The 25,629-nt window shown below is 45.4% G+C and carries 26 protein-coding genes and 1 other annotated feature; of the genes, 22 read left to right on the top strand and 4 right to left on the bottom strand.

Translation table 11 applies throughout. The features are described from left to right. Positions 1-12: 12 nt before the first annotated feature. Positions 13-408 (top strand): hypothetical protein, encoded by a 396-nt coding sequence (locus BUB11_RS06735; protein WP_073028767.1) that lies wholly within the window; start codon positions 13-15, stop codon positions 406-408. A gap of 169 nt (positions 409-577) precedes the next feature. Here the strand turns inward: BUB11_RS06735 and BUB11_RS28705 are convergent, their stop codons facing one another. After that, a complete protein-coding gene (locus BUB11_RS28705; protein ID WP_282433981.1) occupies positions 578-700 on the bottom strand; it encodes a hypothetical protein in 123 nt (40 codons plus the stop codon). A 311-nt stretch (positions 701-1,011) separates the two neighbouring features. Beyond that, positions 1,012-1,093, top strand: a sequence feature (ribosomal protein L21 leader region). 12 nt (positions 1,094-1,105) lie between these two features. On the opposite strand from BUB11_RS28705, the gene rplU reads away from it, so the two are divergent. The 8 genes from rplU (at position 1,106) to yhbY (ending at position 6,845) form a co-directional block, all read left to right on the top strand. Then, positions 1,106-1,417, top strand: coding sequence for a 50S ribosomal protein L21 (rplU, locus tag BUB11_RS06730; protein WP_073028766.1), 312 nt, complete (start codon positions 1,106-1,108; stop codon positions 1,415-1,417). Next, positions 1,395-1,769, top strand: a complete 375-nt coding sequence (locus BUB11_RS06725) for a ribosomal-processing cysteine protease Prp (protein WP_427846299.1) — start codon at positions 1,395-1,397, stop codon at positions 1,767-1,769. Before rplU ends, BUB11_RS06725 begins: the two co-directional genes overlap by 23 nt. After that, entirely contained in the window at positions 1,763-2,071 is a 309-nt protein-coding gene (gene rpmA / locus BUB11_RS06720; RefSeq protein WP_073028764.1) for a 50S ribosomal protein L27, read from the top strand. The genes BUB11_RS06725 and rpmA overlap by 7 nt, the downstream gene beginning before the upstream one ends. Before the next feature lie 167 nt (positions 2,072-2,238). Continuing rightward, a complete protein-coding gene (locus BUB11_RS06715; protein WP_073028901.1) occupies positions 2,239-2,790 on the top strand; it encodes a Spo0B domain-containing protein in 552 nt (183 codons plus the stop codon). Positions 2,791-2,809: 19 nt separating this feature from the next. Next, positions 2,810-4,078 carry a GTPase ObgE gene (gene obgE, locus BUB11_RS06710; RefSeq protein WP_073028762.1) on the top strand — a complete coding sequence of 423 codons (1,269 nt, stop codon included), beginning with the start codon at positions 2,810-2,812 and terminating at the stop codon, positions 4,076-4,078. 42 nt (positions 4,079-4,120) lie between these two features. Further along, complete coding sequence (locus BUB11_RS06705) at positions 4,121-5,329, top strand: efflux RND transporter periplasmic adaptor subunit (protein WP_073028761.1); 1,209 nt, start codon at positions 4,121-4,123, stop codon at positions 5,327-5,329. Continuing rightward, positions 5,326-6,525 carry an ABC transporter permease gene (locus BUB11_RS06700; protein ID WP_073028759.1) on the top strand — a complete coding sequence of 400 codons (1,200 nt, stop codon included), beginning with the start codon at positions 5,326-5,328 and terminating at the stop codon, positions 6,523-6,525. The genes BUB11_RS06705 and BUB11_RS06700 overlap by 4 nt, the downstream gene beginning before the upstream one ends. A 26-nt stretch (positions 6,526-6,551) precedes the next feature. Further along, a complete protein-coding gene (gene yhbY, locus BUB11_RS06695; RefSeq protein ID WP_073028758.1) occupies positions 6,552-6,845 on the top strand; it encodes a ribosome assembly RNA-binding protein YhbY in 294 nt (97 codons plus the stop codon). Between the two features lie 92 nt (positions 6,846-6,937). On the opposite strand, the gene BUB11_RS06690 is transcribed toward yhbY, so the two are convergent. Next, complete coding sequence (locus BUB11_RS06690; protein ID WP_200797874.1) at positions 6,938-7,096, bottom strand: hypothetical protein; 159 nt, start codon at positions 7,094-7,096, stop codon at positions 6,938-6,940. 148 nt (positions 7,097-7,244) lie between these two features. Next, positions 7,245-7,805, bottom strand: coding sequence for a type II toxin-antitoxin system PemK/MazF family toxin (locus tag BUB11_RS06685; protein ID WP_073028756.1), 561 nt, complete (start codon positions 7,803-7,805; stop codon positions 7,245-7,247). Between the two features lie 247 nt (positions 7,806-8,052). Between BUB11_RS06685 and BUB11_RS06680 the strand changes: the two genes are divergently transcribed. The 13 genes from BUB11_RS06680 to hutI all read left to right on the top strand — a co-directional run bounded on the left by BUB11_RS06680 (position 8,053) and on the right by hutI (position 25,308). Beyond that, positions 8,053-8,919, top strand: coding sequence for an FAD binding domain-containing protein (locus BUB11_RS06680; protein WP_073028754.1), 867 nt, complete (start codon positions 8,053-8,055; stop codon positions 8,917-8,919). Positions 8,920-9,003: 84 nt separating this feature from the next. Continuing rightward, positions 9,004-10,416 carry a sigma-54 interaction domain-containing protein gene (locus tag BUB11_RS06675; protein ID WP_073028752.1) on the top strand — a complete coding sequence of 471 codons (1,413 nt, stop codon included), beginning with the start codon at positions 9,004-9,006 and terminating at the stop codon, positions 10,414-10,416. Positions 10,417-10,812: 396 nt separating this feature from the next. After that, positions 10,813-11,439 (top strand): ABC transporter permease, encoded by a 627-nt coding sequence (locus tag BUB11_RS06670; protein ID WP_242947473.1) that lies wholly within the window; start codon positions 10,813-10,815, stop codon positions 11,437-11,439. Between the two features lie 62 nt (positions 11,440-11,501). After that, on the top strand, positions 11,502-12,617 hold the full coding sequence (locus BUB11_RS06665) for an ABC transporter ATP-binding protein (RefSeq protein ID WP_073028749.1): 1,116 nt from the start codon (positions 11,502-11,504) through the stop codon (positions 12,615-12,617). Next, a complete protein-coding gene (locus BUB11_RS06660) occupies positions 12,618-13,262 on the top strand; it encodes an ABC transporter permease (RefSeq protein ID WP_073028747.1) in 645 nt (214 codons plus the stop codon). A gap of 324 nt (positions 13,263-13,586) precedes the next feature. Next, on the top strand, positions 13,587-14,531 hold the full coding sequence (locus BUB11_RS06655) for a glycine betaine ABC transporter substrate-binding protein (protein ID WP_073028745.1): 945 nt from the start codon (positions 13,587-13,589) through the stop codon (positions 14,529-14,531). A 146-nt stretch (positions 14,532-14,677) separates the two neighbouring features. Continuing rightward, a complete protein-coding gene (locus tag BUB11_RS06650; RefSeq protein WP_073028744.1) occupies positions 14,678-15,655 on the top strand; it encodes an ATP-binding protein in 978 nt (325 codons plus the stop codon). A gap of 520 nt (positions 15,656-16,175) precedes the next feature. Continuing rightward, entirely contained in the window at positions 16,176-17,639 is a 1,464-nt protein-coding gene (locus BUB11_RS06645; RefSeq protein ID WP_073028742.1) for a trimethylamine methyltransferase family protein, read from the top strand. Between the two features lie 211 nt (positions 17,640-17,850). Next, positions 17,851-19,308, top strand: coding sequence for a trimethylamine methyltransferase family protein (locus BUB11_RS06640; RefSeq protein WP_073028741.1), 1,458 nt, complete (start codon positions 17,851-17,853; stop codon positions 19,306-19,308). Positions 19,309-19,481: 173 nt separating this feature from the next. Beyond that, positions 19,482-20,114 (top strand): corrinoid protein, encoded by a 633-nt coding sequence (locus tag BUB11_RS06635; RefSeq protein WP_073028739.1) that lies wholly within the window; start codon positions 19,482-19,484, stop codon positions 20,112-20,114. Positions 20,115-20,584: 470 nt separating this feature from the next. Continuing rightward, positions 20,585-22,597, top strand: a complete 2,013-nt coding sequence (hutU, locus tag BUB11_RS06630; RefSeq protein ID WP_073028738.1) for a urocanate hydratase — start codon at positions 20,585-20,587, stop codon at positions 22,595-22,597. A gap of 535 nt (positions 22,598-23,132) precedes the next feature. Continuing rightward, complete coding sequence (locus BUB11_RS06625; protein ID WP_073028736.1) at positions 23,133-23,867, top strand: vitamin B12 dependent methionine synthase; 735 nt, start codon at positions 23,133-23,135, stop codon at positions 23,865-23,867. Between the two features lie 181 nt (positions 23,868-24,048). Continuing rightward, entirely contained in the window at positions 24,049-25,308 is a 1,260-nt protein-coding gene (gene hutI / locus BUB11_RS06620; RefSeq protein WP_345788572.1) for an imidazolonepropionase, read from the top strand. A 103-nt stretch (positions 25,309-25,411) separates the two neighbouring features. Here hutI and BUB11_RS06615 read toward each other — a convergent pair whose 3' ends face one another. Then, entirely contained in the window at positions 25,412-25,624 is a 213-nt protein-coding gene (locus BUB11_RS06615; protein ID WP_073028733.1) for a hypothetical protein, read from the bottom strand. Between the last annotated feature and the right edge of the window lie 5 nt (positions 25,625-25,629).

The raw sequence follows: 25,629 nt of genomic DNA, 5'->3' as shown, positions 1-25,629 counted from the left end.
GGAAGAAGAATATTGAGTACCGCTTTAAAATTGATTACTGGCATCATAAACTACTTCCACGATAAATTAATTTGGTTGACGAAGTTCTTAGGTCTTAGCCTCAACGACAAACAACTTCATTTTTTGGTCATAGGGATTATTGGAATCCTTCTTTTTGTCTTGGTGCATAAGTTATTTAAGTATTTGGCTAAGTATAGTCTGACGGCAATTTCCTTTATCTATACCTTTACTGTTTTGGTGGTTTTTGTTTTTGCCATTGAGATTGGGCAAAAGGTAACCGGTCGCGGCAATATGGAATTTCAGGATATTGTGGAAGGTCTTTGGGGTTTCTTGGTTGCCTTTGCAATTTACATGGCGGTTGTCACTTGTGTTTATTGGGTGAAAAAGCTTTCTGGGCGTCTCAGGTAGGTATTATATAGTAGGATTGAGAGTTAAGAGTTAAGAGTTAAGAGTTAAGAGTTAAGAGTTAAGAGTTAAGAGTTAAGAGTTAAGAGTTAAGAGTTAAGAGTTAAGAGTTAAAAGTTAAAAGTTAAAAGCTAAGAGTTCGGCGTTAATTATATGAACAGATAGTCTTCGGTCAAGAAGTCAAGGCGAAATAAGCTATCACTAGTAAGCAGACTGCCACCGATGCTCCAATGATCAAAACTTCTTGGCGAGTTGGTAAACGAAATGGGGAGTCTTTATATTGCTTCCAAGGCATATAATATCACTCCTTACAATTTATGGTATATTAGTATTCGGCAGCTGTTTCTTGTTTTCCTTCTATGGCCATCTCGGATTGCTCTGCATCCATAGATTAGTTTTCTGTCTAAAACTTATATTTACGGCAAAAGAATGTATAATTATAAGATATAACCTTTCTGTTACATTATTTCGCTCTTTTGTTACAATAATGTAAAAAGGCTTCTGAATTAAAGAGACTAGGGAAATGCCTGCTAAATAACAGCAATAATATATGCTAAAGGTTGACAACACTAGTGCTCAAATGCTAAAATACTTAAATGTGGTGACTTCTCACCGCAACCGCTCGAATCAGGTATCAACAGGTTTTTACATAAAAAACCGACCTGCAATGGCGAGTCTAGGGCATGGGAGGTGTAATAAAATGTACGCAGTAATTGAAACCGGTGGTAAGCAGTTCCGCGTTCAAGAAGGCGACGTAATTTACGTTGAAAAACTGGATGCTAATGTAGGAGATGCCGTAACGATTGATAAGGTTCTCCTCGTGGAAAAAGACGGTTCGGTGAATGTTGGAACCCCAGTTGTAGCAGGTGCTACAGCAGTGCTGAAGGTTGTGGAGCACGGTAAAGGGGAGAAGATTATTGTCTTCAAATTCAAATCCAAGAAGAACTATCGACGCAAACAAGGACATCGTCAACCCTACACAAAAGTTCTTGTCGAAGCACTCCAAGCGTAAGCACCAAGACGGTATTCGTCTTGTAGTATGGTCAGATGATCAGGGGCAGATTCGTGAATTCGAGCTGTCCGGACATGCTGGTTTTGCAGAGGAGGGTCGGGATATTGTATGTGCGGGTGTTTCTGCACTGAGTATTGCGGCTGTCAATGGGTTGGAACATTTCTTGCCGGTTGCTCCTAAAGTACAGGAGGGGGATGGACACATCACCTGCCGGCTTATGGGGGTTTCGGAACAAGATTTAGAGAAGGCTCAGTGGATTTTGCAAACCATGATGTTAGGTATCGAACAAATACAGACGGCTTACAGTCAGAATTATATATTTATTGATCGAAGGAGGTGGACTCCATGCTAAAAATGAATCTTCAATTGTTTGCCCATAAAAAAGGGGTAGGTAGCTCACGAAACGGTCGGGACAGTAATGCTCAACGCCTCGGCTTAAAACGTGGCGACGGCCAATTCGTTACTGCAGGTACGATCATCGTACGTCAACGCGGTACGAAGTTTCATCCCGCCAAAAACTGTGGTCTGGGTAAAGATGACACCTTGTTTGCTCTGATCGATGGTTATGTGAAATTTGAGCATAAAGATCGATTGCACAAACAAGTTAGTATTTATGCTGAGCGCCCAAAAACACCGGTGGCTATCGCCCAATAAGCTGTCTCTTCATTACCCCTGGGTTTTCCCAGGGGTTTTTCGCATATTAGACATAAAAAATGAACTTATACCGATCCATAATATTAAATGACTTGTATATATGAGTACATATCGAACCGTAGTTCTGTAGCAAAATAAAGTGGCGGGATGAGAGGAAAACGATGACTATGTCAAAGTTAGAAGAAGTTCTTTTGTCAGAGTTGTTACAGTGGTATCGCCTGCAAAGACATGATTTCATGAATCACTGGCAGGTAATTATGGGTAATTTACAGCTTAATCGACCGGCCGAGGCCCTTTCATACATGCAGCAGACGGCTTCTGCATCCCTGGAAGAGCAAAAGATAGCGCAAATTCCAGAACCTTATTTAGGGGCAATTCTGTTGGGTCTTATGATTCGTCTCAGTCAGGAAAAGGTTATGGCCACGATTGATTTTCCTGAAGAGATGAAACAAGAAGAGTTTTGGAAAGATCATTGGCAGGAAGAATATGTGGAAGGGTTATACGGGTACACTAATGAATGCATGGCAACAGTTATTCAGTCCAGGGCTTTAAAAGACTTGAATGCTGAAGTGTACTTATTTGATGAACCGGGTGGCTTAGCCTGCCAGTTTATCTTATCCGATGAGGAGACAGTGCTCTGTGATCAATTAATAAGATTGAATAGAGCAATGAGTAAGCCTGAGGAAGTCGAAGATAAAATTGTTATGAGAGACTGCTAACAGTTAAGGAGAATCATGTATGTTTTATGATCAGGCGAAGATTTATGTTAAAGGCGGGGATGGCGGAGCGGGAGCTGTCGCTTTTCGTCGAGAAAAATATGTCCCTGAAGGCGGCCCGAGCGGCGGGGATGGCGGGCGCGGGGGCAGTATTGTGTTTGTGGGAGATGAGGGTTTAAGGACCTTGGTGGACTTTCGCTATAAGCGGCATTATAAGGGTGATCGAGGGGACCATGGGCAGGCGAAGAATATGAGCGGTCGGAGCGGCACGGACACTGTCTTGCGTATTCCTGTGGGTACAGTGGTCTTCGATGACGGGACCGGGGAAACGATTGCTGATATCATTGAACATGGACAGCGAGTGGTTGTGGCGGCAGGCGGTCGTGGCGGCAGGGGTAATGCTCGGTTTATGAGCAATACCAATAAAGCCCCCACCTTGGCGGAAAATGGAGAACCGGGGGTGGAACATTGGCTGCGTTTAGAGTTAAAACTCTTAGCTGACGTTGGACTGGTCGGGTTCCCTAATGTAGGGAAATCCACGATTATTTCCAAGGTGTCTGCTGCCAAGCCCAAGATTGCCGATTATCACTTTACTACCTTAGTTCCGAATTTGGGGGTAGTGGATGTTGAGGATGGGGAAAGTTTTGTTATGGCGGATATTCCGGGACTGATCGAGGGTGCTCATACGGGGGCCGGATTGGGTCACGAGTTTTTGCGCCATACAGAGCGAACACGCTTGATTCTCCATGTGTTAGATATCTCCGGCTCGGAAGAACGAGATCCTCTCGAGGATTTGAAAATTATTCAGGATGAGCTGCGGCTCTATAGTCCTGTGCTTGCCGAACGGCCGGTGGTTATTGTGGCCAATAAAATGGATATTCCGGGAGCGGAAGAGCATTTGCAGCGTCTTAAGGAAGCTGTTGAGGGAAGTCACGAGATCTTTGCGGTATCTGCGGCAACGGGGGCGGGTCTGCAGGACCTGGTCTATCACATTGCTAAGATCTTGCCGGATATCTCAGCGCCGCAAATTATTAGTCTTCCCACAGAGCACCGGGTTACGAAGGCTGATCCGGACAAGCGATTCGAAATTCGCAAAGAAGAGGACCTCTTTATTGTTGAAGGTCCGGAAATCGAAAAGCATGTTAAGATGACCTTTTTTGACCGAGAGGCCAGTGTCTATCGTTTCCAAAACATTTTAAAAATGATGGGGATTGATGACGCTTTGCGGGCGGAAGGAATCAAAGAAGGGGATCAAGTTGATATTGGTGGGGTTAAATTTGATTGGGTGTAGTCGTTAGGTCTTAGGCATTTTCGTTGGTTTGGGGGGGACAATGTGAGGAAAGGTCTCTGGTGGATGATTGGGGCAATGCTCTTAGTTCTTGCGTTAGCCTTTGGTGTATGGTGGTTTTGGGGGAAGCCTCAGGGTCCACTGCAAGTCAAAGCTGGAGTGGTCACTCCGATTTCGATGCAGGAAAACGTCTTTGCGACGGGGAGCGTGGTTCCGGTGTCCAGCCAGGAAGTCCGTGTTCTGACTCCCGGACGTGTAGCGAAGGTGGCTGTGAAGGTGGGGGATACTGTCAAGGCGGGACAGACTCTTGTTGCGCTGGACACTACTCTGGTCGATGCCCAAGTGGCCCAGGCGAAGGTGAGTGTCGAGGCAGCTCAGACCGTTGTAAATACCGCCCAGGCTAATTTAAACGAGCTGAAGAAGGCCCAGACAGCTGCGAGTACAGCCGGTTCACCCGATAGTTCTGTTGATGGGGCAGGTGTTGTAAGTTCGCTGCTTCCTCAGTTTTTAAGCGAACAGAATAGTACTCCTCAGGAAAACCTGGTAAGTCCGGTGGTAATAAGACAGGCAGAGGGCGCCTTGGCACAAAGTACGGCAGCCTTAAAACAGGCGCAGGAAATGTTGAAAGTTGCCCAAGTGCAACAGGGTCAACTAATTCATAAAGCCAATATGGCGGGTACTGTGGTTGAAGTGAATGCTCAAGAGGGTAATTTGTCTTCGGTGCAGGTGCCCTTAGTAGTGGTGGCTGATCTAACCCAAATGAATGTCGAGGCCCAACTGAACGAAATTGATGCTGGGAAGGTTCAAGTTGGCGGAAAAGTGAGCATTTCAAGTAAGATGTTAGGAGATGCGTCTGTTCAAGGGACGATTGTGGAGATTGCCCCGACGGCGGTCTCAAAGACTAGCCTTCAGGGAAGCGCTTCTCCAACAGTAGGGATAAAAATTCGTTTAGAGAAAGCTCCCCTTGAACTGAAGCCTGGTTTTACTGTGACCATCGAAATTATTGTGGCGACTAAGGAAGGGGTCTTAGCTGTTCCGCAAGAGGCCCTTTTTCAAGAAGGCAACAAAAACTATGTTTACCGAATCCAGGCCGGCCGTCTTGAGAAAACAGAAGTCAAGCTTGGGATTGGGAATGACACACACCAGGAAATCACCTCCGGCTTAAAGTCCGGTGACCAGGTGGTTTTAAATCCCTCCAATGATTTTTCGGAAGGAATGCAGGTCGTCCCTGAGGCGGGAAGTGGAGGCGTATGAGCCTTATTGAAGGACTGCGCGGAGCACTTTTTAGTTTGAGAACCAATAAACTGCGTTCGGGACTGACGATGCTGGGGATTATTATTGGGATTGCCGCTGTGATCGCTGTGGTCACCATCGGCCTGGGAGGCAAGGCTGCCATTATGCAGGAAATGGAGAAAAGCGGGGTTAACTTATTTGTATTGTACCCTAAGTCAGTTGGCAACAGCGGACAAAATGAGGGGGATCGCTTAAGTCTGCAGGATGGAGAGAGCTTGAAACGGGCCTTGCCCCAAGTCAAGATATTGATTCCCACGAGTATTGAATACACTGCCCTAGAGGTGAATCAAAAGCGTTCTTCCGCCATGGTGGTGGGAACCACTCCTGAATTTGCGGACTTGCGCAACCGGGATATAGCCAGAGGGCGATTCTTCTCTGAGGAGGAGTTTACAGCGGACCGTCGGGTGGCGGTCATTGATCAGACCTTGGGAGAGAATCTATTTGGGGCAGGAAATCCTTTGGGACAGCAGGTTATTGTCCGCAGTGTTCCCTGTCGGGTGATTGGGGTTTTGGCTAAGGATACCTCAGCCTTTGCCCAATTTAATGTCGGTCCGCAGAATGCCTATGCTTATATGCCCTGGGGAACCTGGTCGGATGTCTTTCAATCCCAGCGAGTAGACCAGTTGGAAGGCGCGACTTACCGAGAAGCGGATTTGGCAAGTACCATTGATAATGCTAAGCGTATTTTGAATGTGCGCCATGGGACAACCAATCAATATGAAGTTTTTAATGTCCAGCAGCTGGTGCAATCAGCGAATACGATCATGCGGATCCTAACCAGCTTTATCGGCTTGGTTGCAGGGATCTCCCTCCTGGTGGGAGGAATCGGAATTATGAACATTATGTTGGTTTCTGTGACAGAACGCACCCGGGAAATTGGACTGCGCAAAGCTGTAGGGGCCAAAGAGCGAGATATTTTATTGCAATTTTTATTAGAGGCTATTGTTTTATCTCTCATTGGTGGGATTCTGGGTATCGCTTTAGGGGTAGGGAGTGCGCTGATAGCGTCTCACCTTTTGAACTGGCCGCCGCTTTTGTCCGGCTGGGCGATAATATTTGCCGTGTCCTTCTCCATTGGAGTGGGACTCTTCTTCGGTTTTTATCCGGCTTTAAAAGCGGCCAAGCTCGAACCGATGGCGGCCTTGAGATATGAGTAAAGATTGATTTTAGGGGGAAGATTTCCGTGTTAACAGGAAAACAAAAACGTTATTTACGGGCCATGGGAAATGAAATGGTGCCGATTCTTCAAGTGGGGAAGGGCGGAATTACAGAATCAGTCATCACCCAAACGAACCAAACCATAGAAGCTCGGGAGCTGATCAAGGGACGAGTTTTGCAGAATTGTATGGAGGAGCCGAAATCTGTGGCCACTGAACTCGCTGATCAGACCGGGTCTGAACTGGTGCAAGTAATTGGTCGTAATTTCTTATTGTATAAGCCTGCCAAGGATAAGCCGGTTATAGAGTTGCCAAGATAGAAAAAAGAGATCGGATGACAATATATATGCCCTATAGTGTAGACTCCGAAAAGTCTATACTATAGGGCATTTTTGTGTCAGCCATCATCTGTTTATTCATCTTCCAATTCCTTTAAGCGACTGTCAATCTCTATTGCCCGTTCTATTTTAGCTAATTCAATGGCTTCATTAATATCTATGGAAGAGGAAGGCTTGAGGGCTCCCATGACTCCGCGAATTGACTTTTTGGTTTCATCTAAAATAAAAGCCAATCTGTCACCTTCTTTCATCTTCGAACTTAGAAAGACTAAAGGAAGCCCACTCGTGGCTTCCATTTTTGAATAAAAATATAATTTGCCCACTCGTGACAAACCTTTTTGTAATTAATTTATATCATGTATTATAATGTCTGTCAATATATTACTTTTTATCTTTTGAATTAATTAATTCATCAAGATGACGTTGAAGATTTTCTCTTTGCTCAATAAGCTTTCCAATATAGATATCCTTATCTTTTATTATATTTTCTAGTTTAACGGTATTTTTATAAATATCTATGGACTTAGCCAAAGCGATATCAACCTGTTTCATTTCCGGTGTCGTCAGAGTGGCAATATAATCGCCTAATCTAGCTTTACTTACAGTAACAATATTACCCAATAAAACATTCCCATCTAAAAGTATACTACCATCTTGATTATATCGAGTATTTATAGGAACTACAACGTCTAAAGTTGATGAAGTGTGTGTTATAGGAGCAACTATTGTATTAGGAGAATTCATATTCCCGTCAAATCGTTGAAGAACAACACAAGGGCGTTCCTTTTCTTCCTCGCTTCCAACACCCCTACCTAAATAACAATAATATACATTTCCTCGTTTTACTTTTCGCTTCGAAGCATTGTTTGATTGATGGTCTAAGTATAATTTAGATTTTAACCAATCTAAATACAGTTGCACCCTATCAAGTTTAACATCCAATTAGCAACTCCTCCATTCCATCAGACAATTTCGACAGAATATAGGAATATCCTTCATGTTGTGGAAAATATTACATTTAGCAAGATGGAACACAGTTAGGGGGCAAACTTTTGCTGACAATTAGGAAGGGATACGCGTTCTAAATATCGAATATTTAGAACAATTAAGTTCGAGGATCGTGGTTGGACAAGAACCACCCATGTTCCCCTTCATGTTCTGTAAGAAGAGAAATAGAGGAGTTTTTAGGATGACGAAATGTGAGTTTGTTTGTCCGGCGACGGTTGCGGAAGGTATTGAGACTATTTCTCGAATTAATGAGGACGTGGTTTTTATAAGTGGTGGCACGGATCTTGTCATTAAGTTACAAGGGGGGCAGATACGACCTGCTTGGCTTATGGATCTTTCCTTGATTCCGGAACTGAAATTCATTAAGGAAGTTGAAGGAAGGGTGAGGATCGGGAGCGGGACAACCTTTACCCAAATCAGTGAAAGTGATTTGCTGAGAGGGAAGGCTCGGTGTTTGAGTCAGGCAGCCTCTCAGGTAGGGTCTGCTCAAATTCGAAACAGGGCTACCATAGGCGGAAATATTGCGAACGCCTCCCCCGCCGGGGACAGCTTACCTGCTTTACTGGTTCTGGAAGCGTGGGTAAATATTGCCGGACCACAGGGTATGCGGAGAGTGCCCTTTGCTCAGTTCCAAGGGGGAGTGGGTCAAGGTTTGCAGCAGAAGGAATTGATAACAGAGATTGATTTTCCAATCTGGAAACCCGGGGGAAAAGCAGGAATTACTAGTGCTTTCGGGAAAATTGGAAGTCGTACTGCCGTCTCCATTGCTCGTTTGAATATGGCGGCAATGGTGGAATATGACCCAGAGGACCAAAAAATCCTTTCCTCAAGGTGGGCTGTGGGAGCTTTGGGACCTATCCCCTTTCGTTTAGAGGAGTTGGAGCGGGGATTACAAGGCAAGAAGGTTAATTCGGATTTTGCAGAGGAAGTTGCCGACCATTTAACAGATGCAGTTGATCGAGGGATTCCCGGCCGTGCTTCCCAAGAGTATAAACGTCAGGCTATTCGGGGCTTAGCTTACGATCTTATAGAGGATTTACTCCTTTAAGCATAAAGGGATTGTTCAAAAAAGAGGATATTGTCGTCGGCTGAAGAATTAACGGAAAAAGGTAAAGAACTAGGGGGTAGGAGTATGCCTCGTGATGTTATGGACCAAGTTTTCAGGCATCTCTTCAATTCAATTGACGAAGGGGTTATTGTTACCGACCCTGAGGGTAAGATAATCTTTTATAATTCTGAAATGGCTAAGTTAGAAGAGTTGTTATCCGAACATGTTGTCGGAAAGTATTTAAATGAAGTCTATGATGCTGTTACTGTGGAAAGCAGCGAACACTTGAGCGTTGTTTTAACTCGTGAACCGGTTTTGGAGAAGCATAAGACTTATTTTACGAACAAAGGTAAAGAGGTCACTATCATAGCCAGCACATTTCCGGTGATAGAAGACGATGAGGTTGTCGCGGTCTATTCTGTATGTAAAGATATTACCAAGTTTAAAGAATTGCTGACGAAGACCATGCAATTGCACGACCAAATCGGTCTGGAAGGGCAAGAGAATCGGAGCAGTAATGGAACTCGATATACCTTTGAATCAATCGTTTATGCCAGTCCCGCTATGCAGAATCTGGTTGCTTCGGCAAAAAAAGCAGCGGTAGCTGATGGATTCATCTTAGTCTTTGGCGAGACAGGAACAGGTAAGGAATTGTTGGTCCAAGCGATTCACAATCACAGCGCCCGCAAAAATGAGCCTTTTGTAGCGATTAACTGTGCGGCTATTCCGGAAACCTTGCTGGAAAGTATCCTTTTTGGAACGGCTAAGGGGGCTTTTACCGGGGCGGTAGACTCCAAGGGCTTATTTCAACAGGCTGGAAATGGGACTTTGTTTTTAGATGAACTTAATTGTATGAGTATTGCCCTGCAGGCTAAGATTTTGCGGGTAGTTCAAGAAAGAATGGTCAGACGGGTCGGCGGGACCATGGAGATTCCGGTGCACTGCCGAGTTATCAGTTCTACAAATGTTGATCCCTGGGAATCGGTGAATAATGGCAGTTTGCGTAAGGATCTTTTTTATCGTTTAGCGGTGATGACCCTTTTTATTCCCCCTTTGAAAGACAGGGCGGAAGATATTGAAGCCTTAATCCATTGGTTTTTAAATCGCTATCAAAAAATCTATGGTTTAGGTGAGGTTCAGATTGCTGCTGAGTTAAAGGATATATTTCTTAGATATCTGTGGCCCGGAAATGTACGGGAATTAGAGCATATTATTGAAAGCGCTATGAATATGCTGGATGGACGAAAGGTTATAACTGTTGACCATTTGCCACATTATCTGAGGGCGAAGTTTCTGAGTCAGGATGGAACCTTTTCTGAATTCTATAAGAAGGGGTCCAGCACCCTGAGTCATGTTTTGCGTGAGGTTGAAAAGCAAGTGCTTTGGGAAGCTTTGAAAAGCCATGACTGGAATATCACCAGGGCGGCTGAATCCATTGGAATTGCCCGGCAAAATCTCCAATACCGTATGAAAAAGCTGGGGATGCATAATTCTTAGGCAGGCAATAATAATATGCACTTGTCCTAAAACTGCTTCCGGCAAGGACTTCCTGTTATATATCAGCATAATAATTTGGCGCCTAGCTTTTGTTCGGTAGGGAAAAAAGCCATAAACTCTCAATTCTAAGGAATTAGGCATGGTTCTTGCAACAATTATTAGATTTAACGCTATATCCAATCGTAAGAATCCCACTTCTATAAGTGGGAGTGGGCCCCGTACTCTGCTTCGGTGGGGGTAGAGTCCCCCACCGAAGACTCGATGTTCAGCTTTAGCTGGACGAGTTCACTTTGAATTATCGAGTTCCCGCCTCTTTGAAGGGGCAGATTCTTTATTAGAATACGAAAGAAAGTGAGGTGATGGCGAGTGACCTTATCAGATTTTACTAGTTTTCTAATGAAGAATTCCAAGACTATTATGGAATACTCCGAAAATCATTTTACCTTGGTCTTGTTGGCGGTAGGGATTTCTTTAGCGATTTGGGTACCTGTGGGACTTTTGTTGACAAAAAGCGATAAATGGGCGGCTAGGGTCTTGGCTCTGGCGAACACCATATTTTGTATTCCCAGTTTGTCTATGTTTGCTATTTTAGTAACTATTCCCATGTTTGGCTTAGGTCGAAAGTCAGCTCTGCTGGCCTTGGTTCTCTACGCCATGATGCCCTTGATTCGCAGCGTTTATGACGGGGTTAAAAACGTGGATCGCAATGTAATCGAAGCGGCTAGAGGGATGGGTATGGGCACAAGAAGGATTCTCATCGAAATTCTTGTGCCTTTAGGTATGCCAATTATTTTTGCGGGTTTTCGAATTACTGTGGTCATGACCACTGGCATTGCGGCAATTGCTACCTATATTGGGGAGCGTAATTTAGGGCGATTTATTCAAGAGGGACTTATTCGTTCTAATACTCCTATGATGGTGACAGGCGCTCTGATTATCTCGGTGATTGCCATTGGTTTAGATACTATTCTCGGACTGGTGGAGAAAAGGATTGTTCCTAAAGGATTAAGAATTAGTCGCTAACTCCTCATCAGCATAGTTAGGTCGAACTGAGGACGGGATAGAGTTTGCGGAGGAGGATTCGGATGATTGAATTAGAGCAAATTACGAAGCAGTACCCAGGTCAAGCTATGCCGGCTGTGGATAAATTATTTCTCTCGATTCCTAAGGGAGAGATCTGTGTCTTGGTCGGACCCTCAGGCTGTGGAAAAAGTACAATTTTGCGTATGATTAACCGAATGATCGAGCCTACATCCGGGATCGTCAAAATTAACGGCGAAGATGTAACTCGTACTGATCCGGACCAACTGCGGATGGGGATTGGCTATGTCATTCAACAGATCGGACTTTTGCCCCACCGTACCATTGCTGAAAATATTGCCATCGTGCCACGACTGTATAAATGGCCGAAGGAAAAGATTAGGAAACGTGTTGATGAGCTTATTGTCATGATGGGACTTGACCTGGAAAAAACAAGGGGCAAGTATCCGGCCCAGCTGAGCGGGGGGCAAATGCAGAGAGTGGGAGTGGCCAGGGCGATGGCTGTCGATCCGCCCATCATGCTGATGGATGAGCCTTTCGGGGCAGTTGACCCGATAGCGCGGACGCATTTGCAGGATGAATTGCTTCGTTTACAGAAAGAGATTAAGAAGACCATTGTTTTTGTGACGCATGATATTAACGAAGCCATAAAAATGGGAGATAGGATTGCCATTTTTGACGCGGGGAAATTAGTGCAATTTGGGACTCCGGAAGAGATCTTAACCAATCCCATTAACGAGTTTGTCGAGGATTTTATTGGCCGGGATCGGGTTGTGAAAAAGTTAAATTTATATCTGGCTGAAGATGCCATGCAACCCATTGGGTGTGTGGTGAAGGGAAATGAGTTACATACTGCTGCCCAGAAAATGAAGGATGCCGGAGCTGAGGTGGCCTTCCTCTTAAATGAAGAGGGCAAGGCTTGCGGGCAAATTACGGTTTCTGATACGGAAGAGTTCGGGAGGGATATAGAGGGGCTGCGCAAACGAGTCCTTAGGACGGAAAAGGCTTTTGTCCAAACGACGACTCCTTTCCCGGATGCACTTTCTTTATTGCTGGAATATGATACGGATTATCTTGGGATTCTGAAGGGCGAGGAATTATGCGGGATGCTCTCTTTCAAAGGGATTAGGAAGCACGTTTATCGGAAAGAGGGTGAGTAAATGAAGTGGGAGAATTTCAGGTTTGCTCTTTTCGAGAAGGCACCGGAGGCTTTGTGGGAGCATTCCCTGATTGTTGTTATCACCATAACACTTGCAATCCTGATTTCTGTACCCCTGGGGATCTTCCTAAGCCGTCCGAAATTTAAAAAGTTCGGTCTTGTTACCCTTAATATACTTAACCTTTTACAAGCTGTGCCGGGGATTGCGGTGATTGCCTTGGCCTTGCCGATTCTCGGTTTGGGCATGAAGCCCGCTATTGTTGCTCTTTTATTTCAGAGTTTATTGCCTATCGTCAGGAATACAATTGCCGGTTTATTAGGGGTTAGTTCGGATGTGAAGGAAGCAGCCAGTGGTATGGGGATGTCTCAAAGGAGGATTCTTTTAGAAGTGGAACTTCCCTTGGCCGTGCCGATCATTTTGAGCGGTATCCGGACGGCGACTGTTTATGTTGTTAGTATAGGTACATTAGCTTCTCTTATTGGAGCAGGAGGCTTGGGCAATCTGATTATGGGCGGGTTAGCACTCTTCCGGCCTGAGTATCTGTTGGTTGGGGCAGGGCTGGGGGCGCTGATGGCTATATTTTTAGACAGGATGATTAATTATCTTGAGCATCGAATCACTCCTCCTGGTATGGGGGCGGAGTAGGTTTCGCCTCTTCGCACTGGTACCATCGCTATTCACTGTGCTCTCTATGCTAAGTCAATTCTTGGGTATTCTATCTTTGAACGTTCCACACTAGGGACGTCCTTTCCGTCTATCTCTTTAACTTATAGACGGGGTTGGATATGATTTTAGGAGCTCTTTGGAGGTTGTTTTGAGCTTCATGCAAAGGTGCTTGAGGGGAACGAGGGACGGTTTTTAAAAGGGCAAGAAGAAGGAGGGGGTAGGACATATAAAAAGTTTTTGGCAATATTATGAAATGAAAAGATGTATAATTAGCACAAATAGTTGAAAGGAAGGGGTATGTACATGAAGAAGAAATCGTTATTTCTCGTTGCAGTCTTGTCCCTGACATTAGCTTTGGGAGGGGTGTTCGGTTGCGGCGCAAAGGCACCTGCTGCCGGAACCGCTCCGGATAAGGGAAAAGAAGGACCAACTATTAAAATTTCGTCTAAGACCTTCACTGAAGCGGCAATTTTAGGAACACTGAGTCTTCAGTATCTGGAAGGATTAGGGTATCCCGTTGAAAACAAAATGGGCCTTGGTGAGTTAGCGGTCATCAGACCGGCTCTTACTTCCGGGCAAATTGATCTATATTGGGAATACACCGGAACAGGTGTTATGAATTTGATGGAGCATGCTCCCGTGTTTGAGGCTGAGGAAAGCTACAAACTCATCAAAGAATGGGATGCTAAGAATGGAATTGCCTGGTTAGAATATGCACCCCTCAATGATACTTATGGAATCGTAGTTCGTCCGGATGTCGCAGAAAAGTATAAGCTTAAAACTATTTCGGACTATGTTGCCCAAGTGAAAAAGGGAGAAACCTTAAAGTTCGTTGGCTTCCCTGAATGGGAAGGAAGAGCGGATGGGCTGCCTTCTTTTGAAAAGGTCTATGATTTCAAGATGCCTAAAGGGGATTTTGTTAATGTAGCGATGGGTTTAAACTACGAGACTCTTAAAAATCAAAAAGGGGATCTGGCTTTGGCCTTCACTACAGAACCAAGGATTGTTACGGATAAGCTTGTGATGCTTGAAGATGACAAAAATGCATTCCCGGTCTATAATGCTGCCCCTGTGGTTCGTCAGCAAATTGTGGATGCTTATCCTACTTTGGCTGCCGATCTTAAGAAGTTAAGCTCTGTGTTAGACACTCTGACGATTACTGAACTGAACATGCAAGCGGATGTTGAGAAGAAGTCCATTGATGAGGTTTCAACGACGTTCTTAAAGAGTAAAGGGTTGTTGAAGTAATTGTCGTCACCGAAGTAGAATATGGAACACCCACTTGAAGAAGTGGGAGTCTCGGACTTGATTAAATTGCCACTTTATACTCCATATATTTGCAAGGGGTATAGAGTGGCTTTATAACTTTTTCAACGTGAAAGGCAGGAATATTGATGGCTGTGATTGATAGGTTTGTGTCTTTGTTTGGTGTGCCGGAATTCGTTGTTTTCCATCTGGATCGGTTTGTGTCCGAGGGTGAGATGGGCCTTGTGGTTGGGCTTAATGGTGAAAAGTGTTCTGTCTCAGAAATTGTTGCAAGGTTGAATTGTTCGCTTGAAGATGCCCAGGTGTTATTGGATGCCTGTTATGATAAACATATTGTTCATAGGGAAGAGCTTGATGGGGAGCTTGTTTATTTTGGAGCCGATTTTTATGAGCTCTTAGATTATGTGTGTAAGTTTGATGAAGGCTATCCTTTGATTGACAAGGATTTGCGGAAGGCTTTGGATCAGTGGTGTTATCAGGTTTATGCCGAGAGGAATAATTCCTATCTGGATTCGCTTATCAATAAGGAAGTGGTAGATAGGGCTCCGGAGGCGTTTTTATTGATTGAGGACCTTGATGAAGTACTTGAGTCCGTGAGTGATATCAGGGTAGTTCCGTGTAATTGTCGTAAGTTAGCAAGCCATTGTGCTAAGCCGACAGAAACCTGTCTAAGCTTTAATGATTCCATAACGGATCGGACCTTTGGGCGGTCGCTGACGAAGGAAGAAGCCAAGGAACTGGTGAAGGCGGCTCATAAGAAAGGTCTAATGCATCAAGTGAACAGTGACTGGCGGATTAAGGGACCGACTTATATCTGCAATTGTTGCTCCTGCTGTTGTTATCCCTTGCGTTTGGCTCAAGAAAAAGGGACCAAGGGTGTATTCCCGGTGAGTCAAATCCTGGTTCAGAGGGATGACTCTAAGTGTTCCCATTGTGGTGCTTGCGCCAGGCGTTGTAATTTTGGGGCTTTTTATGTAGGAGAGGCAGAAGTGATTGTTAAGGGTAAACGTCGGAGCAAGGTTGAGTTTGACCTGACCAAGTGTTGGGGATGCGGGATTTGTGAAGAGGCCTGCCCTGCTAAGGCTATTTCTGTGATTGCAGGATAAACAATAAATTAACAGCAATAAATTTTAGCATAGCAAAAGATTTATGCGTTTGTGGAAGCGCAACAGTGAAGCGGAGTAAGAAGAAAGTAGAAGTGCAAAATATTTTAGCGCTTTGTTTTTTGCCTGTTTATAGAGTGGCTAAACTCTTAATTTTAAAAGTGAAGAAAACCCTTTGGGATACCGATATATTAATAGTAAGTGTTGAGTAAAAAGAGAAATCCACTCCCAGTCTAAGGGATGGCATAAATCTTGCAATATTTACAGCTATAGTTATAGAGATACCTTACTCGAAGTGTATAGGCCGTCATAGACAGAGTATAAGGGCAACTGAGGAGGCCGTCTTTGCTGAGACTTAGCTTTCAGTGGAGTTTTCGTTGTCAGGTATTGGAGATAACTCTGGAGATACACTAAGACCGACAAATTATGTTCAAAACTTGGAGAGGTAATTAGAGCAATACATCAAGAATTAGGAAAGGATAAGGTTAGGTTTTGTCCAAGTTTTATTAACCAGGTAACATGAATGAGAAAGATTCGTTCCAACAGTATAGAACAAACAACGCCATTATTACGCTGGGTGAGTGAGGGACAGATCGAGGAAATTCATTTTGCAACGTTAGAAGTCTTAGAACGAACCGGAGTTAAAGTAGATCACCCGGAAGCGTTACAGTTATTAAAAGATGCGGGATGCATTGTCAATGAGAATCGAGTTCGAATTCCGAGTTGGCTGGTTGAGGAATGCCTGCGCTTAGCACCGCGCAAAATTGTGGTTGCTAATCGGAAGGGTCAACGGGTTATGCCCTTGGAAAAGAATCGCACCTATTTCGGGACAGGTTCCGATCTGCCTTATACCATAGATTTAGAAACGGGTAAGCGGAGACGCTCCGGTAAGAGGGATGTGGAACTGGCTTGCCGAGTCATGGATTATCTGCCAAATTATGATTTTGTTATGAGTTATGCTATTGCCGCGGACACGAGCCCAAAAGTGAGCGATCTGCATCAGTTAGAAGCAATGGTTACTAATACCACAAAACCCATGATCGTTACTGCCCATGATGAAATCAATATGCGGGCGCAATTAGAGATGGCTGCTTTAGTGGCCGGCGGTAAAGAGGAACTGAGAAAAAATCCGTTTATGATTCTTTATTCCGAGCCAATCTCCCCCTTGGTACACACGAATGATGGAGTGGGCAAGATGTTTGCTTGCTTTGAATATGGAGTGCCTGTTGTTTATACTCCGGGAGTTTTGTCCGGGGCTACTACACCGGTTACGAAAGCAGGAACCATCGTTTTGATGAATGCTGAAGCGCTGGCAGGGGTGGTTATGGCTCAACTAAAACAAAAGGGAGCTCCGATTATCATCGGCGGCGGTGCTACTCCTATGGATATGAAGACCACTGCGACCTTGTATGGATCTCCGGAGACGATGATGAACTACGCTATTATGACTCAATTGTCACAGTTTTATGGAATTCCAAACTTTACGGAGGCTGGGTGTGTTAATTCTCCGATACCTGATGCTCAGGCTGGCATGGAAGCTGGAAATGGGATTTTGATGGCTCAGTTAATGGGTGCTAACCTGGTCCATGATGTGGGCTATCTGGAAGGCGGAAAAACCGGTTCCCTGACCTTCCTTACTATGTGTAATGACTATATGGACAATGCCCGTTACATGGGGAGAGGAACTCGAATTGATGAAGAGACCATGGCTGTGGATGTGATCGATGAAGTGGGACCTGGCGGGAACTACGTTAGCCATGAACATACCTTTAAACACTTCCGTGAAGAGATTTGGTCGTCTAAACAGTTCAATAGCTCATTCTGGGAGATCTGGGAAGAGCAGGGGTCTAAATCGATGGAAGACAAGGCTGAGGAATTAACCAAACACATCGTGGCCACCCATACCTCGGAACTGTTGGATGGAGCAATTCGTGAGGGGTTAAATGAGATTATTGCTGAGACGGAAAAGGTTAAAAGCAACAAGTAACAACTAAAAGAGAACATAGGAACTCCTTCAGCTAAAGCTGAACAAGGAGACTTCGGCATAGTCTTCTTTATGATAGTCTCCGGTACGATAGTTTCCTGTGGAGACTATCGCCGAAAGCGCACGGCCCGTAACGAATACAGTTGCGCTAAGGATAGACTTATGCCGAAGGGGCATATCCGCTGGCAGGAACAAATGAAAGGGGTTACACTCAATGGGAGTTGGAAGCTCGCACGGAAACGGACTGTTCTTTCGAACACTCACGGAAAAACAAGCAGAGGAGATTCATCTCGCAAGTTGTCAAGTTCTTGAAGACACAGGCATGGTTATTCACCATGAGGAGGCAGTGGAATTGCTGCGGCAAGCCGGGGCACATGTGGAAAACGGTAATCGGGTTTATTTCCCAAGTTTTCTGGTCAAGCAAGCATTGCAGTCAGCTCCTTCCCGTGTGACTCTGTATAACCGCAAGGGAGAGGCGGCGCTTCATCTTGAAGGGGCCAATGTTTACTTCGGTACCGGGTCTGATACCCTCAACTACCTGGATCCCTTCACCTTAGAGAGGCGGAGTTGGCGTCAAGAAGATGTGGCTAATGCTATTAGACTTTGTGACAAATTACCGAATATTGATTTTGTCATGTCCATGGGTTTATTGTCCGATGTAGACCCTCGTATGATTAATCGTGAACAATATGCCATTATGGTTCAAAATACGGAAAAACCTCAGGTTGTGATTGCTGAAGATGGGGATACCCTTCTGGATATTATTGAAATGGCGGCCTGTGCTGTGGGTGGGAAGGAGCGCTTGCGTCAGAAGCCTCTGTTTATGATTTATACTGAACCCACCTCCCCTCTTCAACATCCGAAGGAGTCCATCGAAAAACTGCTAATTGCTGCTGAAAATGGGGTTCCCGCGAATTTTGCCTGCGGTGGCGTAGCGGGAGCTTCCGTGCCTACTACAATTGCAGGGGCCTTGGTACAGGCTAATGCGGAAGCGTTGAGCGGCTTAATTATTCACCAATTGAAGGCTCCGGGGGCTCCCTTTATTTACGGCTATGGAAATTCGCCGCTTGATATGCGAACGATGCAGGCGGTTTATGGAACTCCGGAAGCGGTACTCTTTCAAGGGGGCGCTGTTGATCTGGCTCATTACTACCAACTTCCCTCTTGGGGCTATGCCGGGTGCAGTAATTCCAAGGTTTGTGACGAACAGGCTATCGCGGAGTCGACGATGTTTACCATGATGGGAGCCCTTCAAGGGTGCAATATTATGCATGATGTTTTCTATATGGAGTTTGGTATTACAGGTTCCTTAGAGTTGCTGGTTATTTCCAACGAGGTTATTGGCAGGACCCGCCGGTTACTGAAGGGGATCAATACTGATAAAGAGTCCTTGGGTGTAGAGTCGATCATGCGGGTTGGCCCGGGAGGAAACTTCCTTGGGGATGACCATACGGCCAAGCATTTTAGGGATAACTGGTTTCCTGATCTCTCGGACTTTAACAATTATGAGAATTGGACAGCCAACGGCAGTAAGACGATGATCGAACGTGCCAGGGACCAGATCAAACAAGTTTTGGAAACTCACCAGCCTAAGCCCGTCACCGAGGAGGTAAAGGCACAAATCGGTGAAATCCTCCGAAAAGCTAAAGAAAAGGTTGGGGAGAAAGCTTAATTTAGGGTTAGTTGATCATTTTGGGACATTTTTATATAATGTGAGGTATACGCACTTCTTGCCGAAAGCCTGTGACGGCTTGCAGGCATTTAGTACTCGAAGAAAAATACGTGAAAGTATTAATAGATCACCATGGGTGAGGGGATAAACCAATATTTGAGGAGGAAATCTTAATGAGTGATTTTACCAGCTTGGCTGAACTTGTGATTAATGGAAATTATAATGGGGCGAAGGATTTAACTCAGAAAATGATTGATAACGGCAATGATCCACTGGAGATTATTAATCAGGGATTAATGGCGGGCATGAATGTGGTCGGAGTTCGTTTCAAAGCAGGGGATATGTATGTTCCGGAGGTTATGATGTCTGCTAAGGCTATGAGTACAGGTATTGAACTCTTAAAACCGTTGATTGCTGACAAAGACATGCCTACCGCCGGTAAAGTGGTGATCGGGACAGTTAAGGGCGATCTTCACGACATCGGTAAAAAGCTGGTTGTTATGATGATGGAAAGTGCCGGATTTGAAATTATTGATTTGGGTGTAGACATAGATCCGGCTGCTTTTGTAAAAGCTGTTAAGGAGCATTCCCCTCAAGCTATTGGTTTGTCCGCTCTTTTAACAACAACCATGCTTTCGATGAAGGACACGATTGAGGCTTTAAAAGAAGAGGGCTTGCGTGATTCCGTTAAGGTCGTAATTGGCGGGGCACCTATTTCCCAAAGTTTTGCCGATGAAATCGGCGCTGATGGATATGCTGCAGATGCCGCATCGGCAACAGAGCTGTGTCGACGCATCATAGCTTAACGGCTATGTTTAGTGGGATTGGTATAGGGTTAGTTAGACTTGAATTTTTGATATTAGAGCATAAAGACGACGGTGAAAACATCCGTATAAGTGATAGGTACAGGAGTCCTAAAGGGCAACTGTACCTATTTCTAAAAATATGAATTAATTGGGACTTTCCTGCTTGGTTCATTAGTAAGGTAAAGCAAGGTTCTCTAAAGTGAACTCGTTCAGCTAAAGCTGAACATCGAGACTTCGGTGACGATAGTCTCCAGTACGATACTCTCCGGTACGATAGTCTCCTGTGGAGACTATCGCCGAAAGCGCACGGCCTGTAACGAATACAACTGCGCTGAGGATAGACTTACGCCAAGGCGCAGATCCGCAGACGAATCCGTTCGCGCCGTAGGATGGAGTCTACCCCCAATAACGAACACCCACTTGAAGTGGGAATCTCGGAATTGATAAATTTTAAGTGAGGAGTGAGCTGGATGATCAGTAATTATGACATCGCACAAGCCATGGCTGTTAAGCTGGACCCTGAATTGCCTGAGATGCAGGAATTTGTGGAAGGGATTAGACGGGCTCCGGATCGGGGGTTTAGCCTCTCTCCAAGTCAAACTAAAATTGCCCTTAAGAATGCTTTGCGCTATGTTCCTGAAGAATTACATGAACAGTTGGCCCCGGAGTTTCTGGAGGAATTGAGGACCAGAGGCAGGATTTATGCGTATCGTTATCGTCCGGCAGGGAAATTATCCGGTAAACCTATCGACGAGTATCAGGGGAACTGTATAGAGGGCAAGGCTTTTCAGGTGATGATTGATAATAACCTGGATTTTGAGGTGGCACTTTATCCTTATGAACTTGTTACCTATGGTGAAACAGGAAGTGTCTGTCAAAACTGGCTGCAATACCGTTTGATTAAAAAATATTTGGAAGTGATGACGGATCATCAGACTCTAGTCATGGAATCCGGGCATCCGGTGGGATTATTCCCCTCTCGTCCGGAAGCTCCGCGGGTGATCATTACTAATGCCTTAATGGTCGGGATGTTTGACAATCAGAAGGATTGGGAAATCGCAGAGCAAATGGGTGTTGCTAACTATGGTCAGATGACCGCCGGCGGTTGGATGTATATTGGCCCTCAGGGAATTGTGCACGGTACCTTTAATACGTTGCTTAATGCCGGGCGAATGAAGTTAGGAATTCCTCATGATGGGGATATAAGCGGGCATCTTTTTATCTCGTCAGGTCTTGGCGGGATGAGCGGGGCTCAGGGGAAATCTGTGGAAATCGCCCGAGGTGTGGGGATTATCGCTGAAGTGGATGAATCCAGAATCAAGACTCGCCATGAACAGGGGTGGGTAAGCAGAGTGTCTGCGGATCTGGAGGAAGTCTTCCGGATTGCGGCTGAGTATGTGCAGAAAAAAGAGCCCATGTCCATTGCTTATCAGGGTAACGTTGTCGATTTATTGGAGTATGCGGTAAAGCATGAGATTAAAGTGGATTTGCTCAGTGATCAGACCTCATGTCATGTTGCCTATGAAGGCGGATACTGCCCACAAGGGATCTCTTTCGAGGAGCGGACCAGGTTACTGGCAACCGACCGGGCGGAGTTCAAAAAGCTTGTGGATCAGAGCTTGGTTCGGCAGTTTGAATTGATTCGGACGTTGGTAGAAAGAGGCACTTATTTCTTCGACTATGGTAATTCTTTTATGAAGGCAGTTTATGATGCCGGAGTGAATGAGATTTCAAAAAATGGTGTGGATGAGAAGGATGGCTTTATTTTCCCGTCCTATGTTGAGGATATTATGGGGCCGGAACTGTTTGATTATGGGTATGGGCCTTTTAGATGGGTTTGTTTGAGCGGGAAAAAGGAAGATCTGCGTAAAACGGATGAGGCTGCCATGGGGTGTATTGATCCAAACCGCAGGGGGCAAGATCGGGATAACTATATTTGGATTAAGGATGCTGAGAAAAATAAACTGGTTGTCGGTACTCAAGCGCGGATTCTTTATCAGGATGCGGAAGGCAGGATTAAGATTGCCCTTAAATTTAATGAGATGATTCGCAATGGAGAGATTGGCCCGGTCATGCTGGGACGAGATCATCACGATGTGAGCGGAACGGATTCTCCCTTTAGAGAGACGGCGAATATCAAAGATGGAAGCAATGTGATGGCAGATATGGCTGTACAAAGTTTTGTCGGAGATGCGGCTCGAGGGATGAGTATGGTTTCTCTCCATAATGGCGGGGGTGTCGGCATTGGGAAAGCTATTAATGGAGGCTTTGGCTTGGTCCTTGACGGGAGTGAACGTGTGGATGAGGTTATTAAGTCTGCACTTTTGTGGGATGTAATCGGGGGGGTTGCTCGGCGGGCTTGGGCCAGGAACGAGCATTCTATTGAGACTGGTATTGAGTTCAATGAGCGGTATAAGGGTTTGGGGCATATTACGGTGCCTTTTATTCCGAAGGATGAGTTGATTGAGCGGGTATGCAAGTAGGGGCTTGTGTGACACAGCGCTCGGTGCTTACGACGCAGAGCAAACTAACCGTTTAAGCGACTGGCTTTGGGGAGCGGGGTTCATCCTTCGGCGATAGTATCCTTTTAAAGAACCCGCCTACGGCGATAATCTCCACTGGAGACTTATCGTGCCAGATGAGCCGTCCGACGACCATGGACGGTCTAGTGCCCCTGTAGCCCGAAGACACTGTCTTCGCACGGATTAGCCTTCTTGCAGGACGGCGAGAAGGGGCCGTGGCTCACTGGCGGCAGTGTACATCCGCCGGCCATGGATGGCCAAGTGTCCCCGGAGCCAAGGATGGCGGGAGGGGACCCTGTACACTGCCCCGCGTTTCGGGTCGGTCGCTTAAACGGAAGTTTGCTTAGCTGCTTACGTAAAGACGTCGCGCTTGTGTCACACTGCGCCCCGGGCTTGGGTCGACGGGGTCGGAACGATAGAACATGGCATGGGATATGAAAGTGGAGAAAGTGCAAAGTTTAGATTTCTTCGTTTAGGCTGGGAGGATCGATAAGTGATGGAATATATAAAGTGGGATAACTTAAAATTAGATACTTCAGAGATTTATCGGCGTATTGGTATGCCGGATGCAGATTCGAAACGAAGTGAAAACTTTAAGCCAACCATTGAGGAGATGCGAGTCAAAGCGTTAGGACTTGTTGATGCTCGCTGTATTTATGGTTATGTACCGGTGGAGGTTACGGGACCAGGGGAAATTCTTATTGCAAATCAGTATCCTGTTGGGGCCGCTGCCTCGTTCTTTGAGGGGGCTCAGGAGGTTTTAATTGCTATCCAAACCATCGGTTCCCGGCTTGAAGAGGAATCAATGCGTTTGTTTCAAGATGGGGAGATGCTTGATGGGATGGTTCTAGATGGTTGCGGGACTGTGGCGCTTGATGAAGCTTTAGAATTGTTAAGGGGCATGGTTGTCAAGCAAGTGTCAGACCGTGGCTTACAGACGGGGCATAACTTATGTCCGGGTGGTTATCAAATTCCCCTGGAAGCTCAGAAAATCTTATTTACTCTGTTGGATGGGGGAGAGCTGGGCATATCTTTAGGGGAAACGATGTTGATGTCTCCGATAAAATCTCATACTCTTGTTATTCCGGTTGGAGAAAAGCTTACGAAGCCGAACTTGTCCTGCGCAATCACCTGTGAGATGTGTGTCGAACAGCAAAATTGTGCCCATAGTCGCTTGAAATTTGGTAAGCCTAAGTCAGTAAAAACTGAAGATCAAGCTCCAAATATCTAATATCCTATATCAATAGGGTAGGGGTAACATAGCCAAGAGAGTTTGGAGTACTGTTCCGAGTTCCATTCTTGTCTCATCCGATGTTAAGATTTCCATGTTCAACTTTAGTTGAACGAGTTCACTGCTTTTCCACTGCGTATTTTTTTTAGATTTTCTAAATGACTTGAATGGAGCTGATTGTGTGATGTATGCGGATCTCTTGATCCATTCCGCCCAATTGATGGCGACGCTGAGGGGCTACTCGGACGGTCCGGCCTGTGGGGAAGGTATGTCTGAGATTGGTTTGATTGAAGATGGTGCTGTTGCTATCCGTGAGGGAAAGATTGTTGCGGTTGGCACTACAGAGGAAGTTCGAGCTGGCGGGTGGGCAGGACCTGATACACGGCAAATAAGTGCGCTGGGTAAGGTTGTTACCCCGGGGTTTGTCGATCCTCACACGCATGTTCTTTATGCGGGTTCTCGTGAGAATGAATTGTCTTTGAAGCTTAAAGGGGTTCCTTATCTTGAGATACTTAAGCAAGGCGGGGGGATTCTTTCTACGGTTCGAAGTACTAAGTTGGCTACTGATGAAGAAATTAAAGCGCAAACAAGCCGCCGGCTCCGGACGATGTTGAGTATGGGGACGACGACGGTTGAGGCGAAGAGCGGGTATGGCCTGATGGTGGAGGAAGAATTGCGGGCTTTACGTCTTATACACGAATTAGATGGAGAACAGGCGGTTGACTTGGTTTCGACGTTTATGGGGGCGCATGCGGTTCCACCGGGGTACAGTGAAGAAGAGTTTACAAACTACATAGTGGATGTGATGTTACCGCAGGTTGCTGTGGAAGACCTGGCGGAATTCTGTGATGTTTTTTGTGAGCCTGGAGTTTTTAGTCTCGAATCAAGCGAGCGGATTTTAGTTAAGGCGAAGGAGTTAAATTTTAAGTTAAAAATGCATGCGGATGAACTAGCTTCAGCGGGAGGGGCAGAATTAGCGGCAAAACTGGGTGTTATAAGTGCCGATCATTTGCTTCAAGCTTCGGATGAAGGAATTGCAGCTCTGGCACGACAAGGTGTAATTGCAGTATTGCTTCCGGCAACTTCGTTTAACCTTGCTAAAAATTCCTACGCCAGAGCGAGAGAGATGATTCGTGCAGGGGTACCTGTAGCGTTGGCTACGGATTCCAATCCCGGATCTTCTCCTACGGAATCCATGCCTCTTGTTATAACCCTGGCCTGTCTCTACCTCAGGCTTACTCCTGAAGAAGCTTTGGCTGGGTGTACGATTAATGCTGCCCATGCTATCGGCAGAGCAAATCAGGTGGGGAGTCTAGAGGTTGGGAAACAGGGAGATGTGCTTATTCTGGATATTCCCAATCTAAATTACTTGCCTTATCATTTTGGAAGTAACCCAGTTGAGACAGTAATTAAACGAGGAAAAGTGGTCTGGGGGGACTGAATCGAAGTTTATAAGTCTTTTTGCACAAAAAAGTCCCACGTTCTTTTGTCAAGACGTGGGACAGATCAGAGTCACTAATGTAAAGGGCGTTCACTACTTTAAATTAATTCCAGTCAATGTCTGAATGGCTAACGGTTTCTCCGTTGGCTATTTCTTTTTCGGATTGGGTTAATCTCTCTCTCTCAAGAGGCGTCAGCTTTGTGAAATCACTGTCCCAAGCAAGGACTATTCTTTTAATCATTTCCAATGCCAACTCCTGTTCCGACTCAGGAAGCATATCAATCATATCTATAATTCGCTTAGAAACTACGGACATACTAT

Source organism: Desulfosporosinus lacus DSM 15449, assembly GCF_900129935.1.
Classification (GTDB): domain Bacteria; phylum Bacillota; class Desulfitobacteriia; order Desulfitobacteriales; family Desulfitobacteriaceae; genus Desulfosporosinus; species Desulfosporosinus lacus.
The sequence above is the reverse complement of the archived record's forward strand: the minus strand, read 5'-3'. Positions and strand labels throughout refer to the sequence as shown.

Bases quoted from the DNA above. Each gene is read 5' to 3' on its own strand.
- BUB11_RS28705 (WP_282433981.1), bottom strand. From the start codon at position 700: ATGCCTTGGAAGCAATATAAAGACTCCCCATTTCGTTTACCAACTCGC.
- rplU (WP_073028766.1), top strand. From the start codon at position 1,106: ATGTACGCAGTAATTGAAACCGGTGGTAAGCAGTTCCGCGTTCAAGAA.
- rpmA (WP_073028764.1), top strand. From the start codon at position 1,763: ATGCTAAAAATGAATCTTCAATTGTTTGCCCATAAAAAAGGGGTAGGT.
- BUB11_RS06715 (WP_073028901.1), top strand. From the start codon at position 2,239: ATGTCAAAGTTAGAAGAAGTTCTTTTGTCAGAGTTGTTACAGTGGTAT.
- obgE (WP_073028762.1), top strand. From the start codon at position 2,810: ATGTTTTATGATCAGGCGAAGATTTATGTTAAAGGCGGGGATGGCGGA.
- BUB11_RS06700 (WP_073028759.1), top strand. From the start codon at position 5,326: ATGAGCCTTATTGAAGGACTGCGCGGAGCACTTTTTAGTTTGAGAACC.
- BUB11_RS06680 (WP_073028754.1), top strand. From the start codon at position 8,053: ATGACGAAATGTGAGTTTGTTTGTCCGGCGACGGTTGCGGAAGGTATT.
- BUB11_RS06675 (WP_073028752.1), top strand. From the start codon at position 9,004: ATGCCTCGTGATGTTATGGACCAAGTTTTCAGGCATCTCTTCAATTCA.
- BUB11_RS06670 (WP_242947473.1), top strand. From the start codon at position 10,813: ATGAAGAATTCCAAGACTATTATGGAATACTCCGAAAATCATTTTACC.
- BUB11_RS06665 (WP_073028749.1), top strand. From the start codon at position 11,502: ATGATTGAATTAGAGCAAATTACGAAGCAGTACCCAGGTCAAGCTATG.
- BUB11_RS06660 (WP_073028747.1), top strand. From the start codon at position 12,618: ATGAAGTGGGAGAATTTCAGGTTTGCTCTTTTCGAGAAGGCACCGGAG.
- BUB11_RS06655 (WP_073028745.1), top strand. From the start codon at position 13,587: ATGAAGAAGAAATCGTTATTTCTCGTTGCAGTCTTGTCCCTGACATTA.
- BUB11_RS06650 (WP_073028744.1), top strand. From the start codon at position 14,678: ATGGCTGTGATTGATAGGTTTGTGTCTTTGTTTGGTGTGCCGGAATTC.
- BUB11_RS06645 (WP_073028742.1), top strand. From the start codon at position 16,176: ATGAGAAAGATTCGTTCCAACAGTATAGAACAAACAACGCCATTATTA.
- BUB11_RS06640 (WP_073028741.1), top strand. From the start codon at position 17,851: ATGGGAGTTGGAAGCTCGCACGGAAACGGACTGTTCTTTCGAACACTC.
- BUB11_RS06635 (WP_073028739.1), top strand. From the start codon at position 19,482: ATGAGTGATTTTACCAGCTTGGCTGAACTTGTGATTAATGGAAATTAT.
- hutU (WP_073028738.1), top strand. From the start codon at position 20,585: ATGATCAGTAATTATGACATCGCACAAGCCATGGCTGTTAAGCTGGAC.
- BUB11_RS06625 (WP_073028736.1), top strand. From the start codon at position 23,133: ATGGAATATATAAAGTGGGATAACTTAAAATTAGATACTTCAGAGATT.
- BUB11_RS06615 (WP_073028733.1), bottom strand. From the start codon at position 25,624: ATGTCCGTAGTTTCTAAGCGAATTATAGATATGATTGATATGCTTCCT.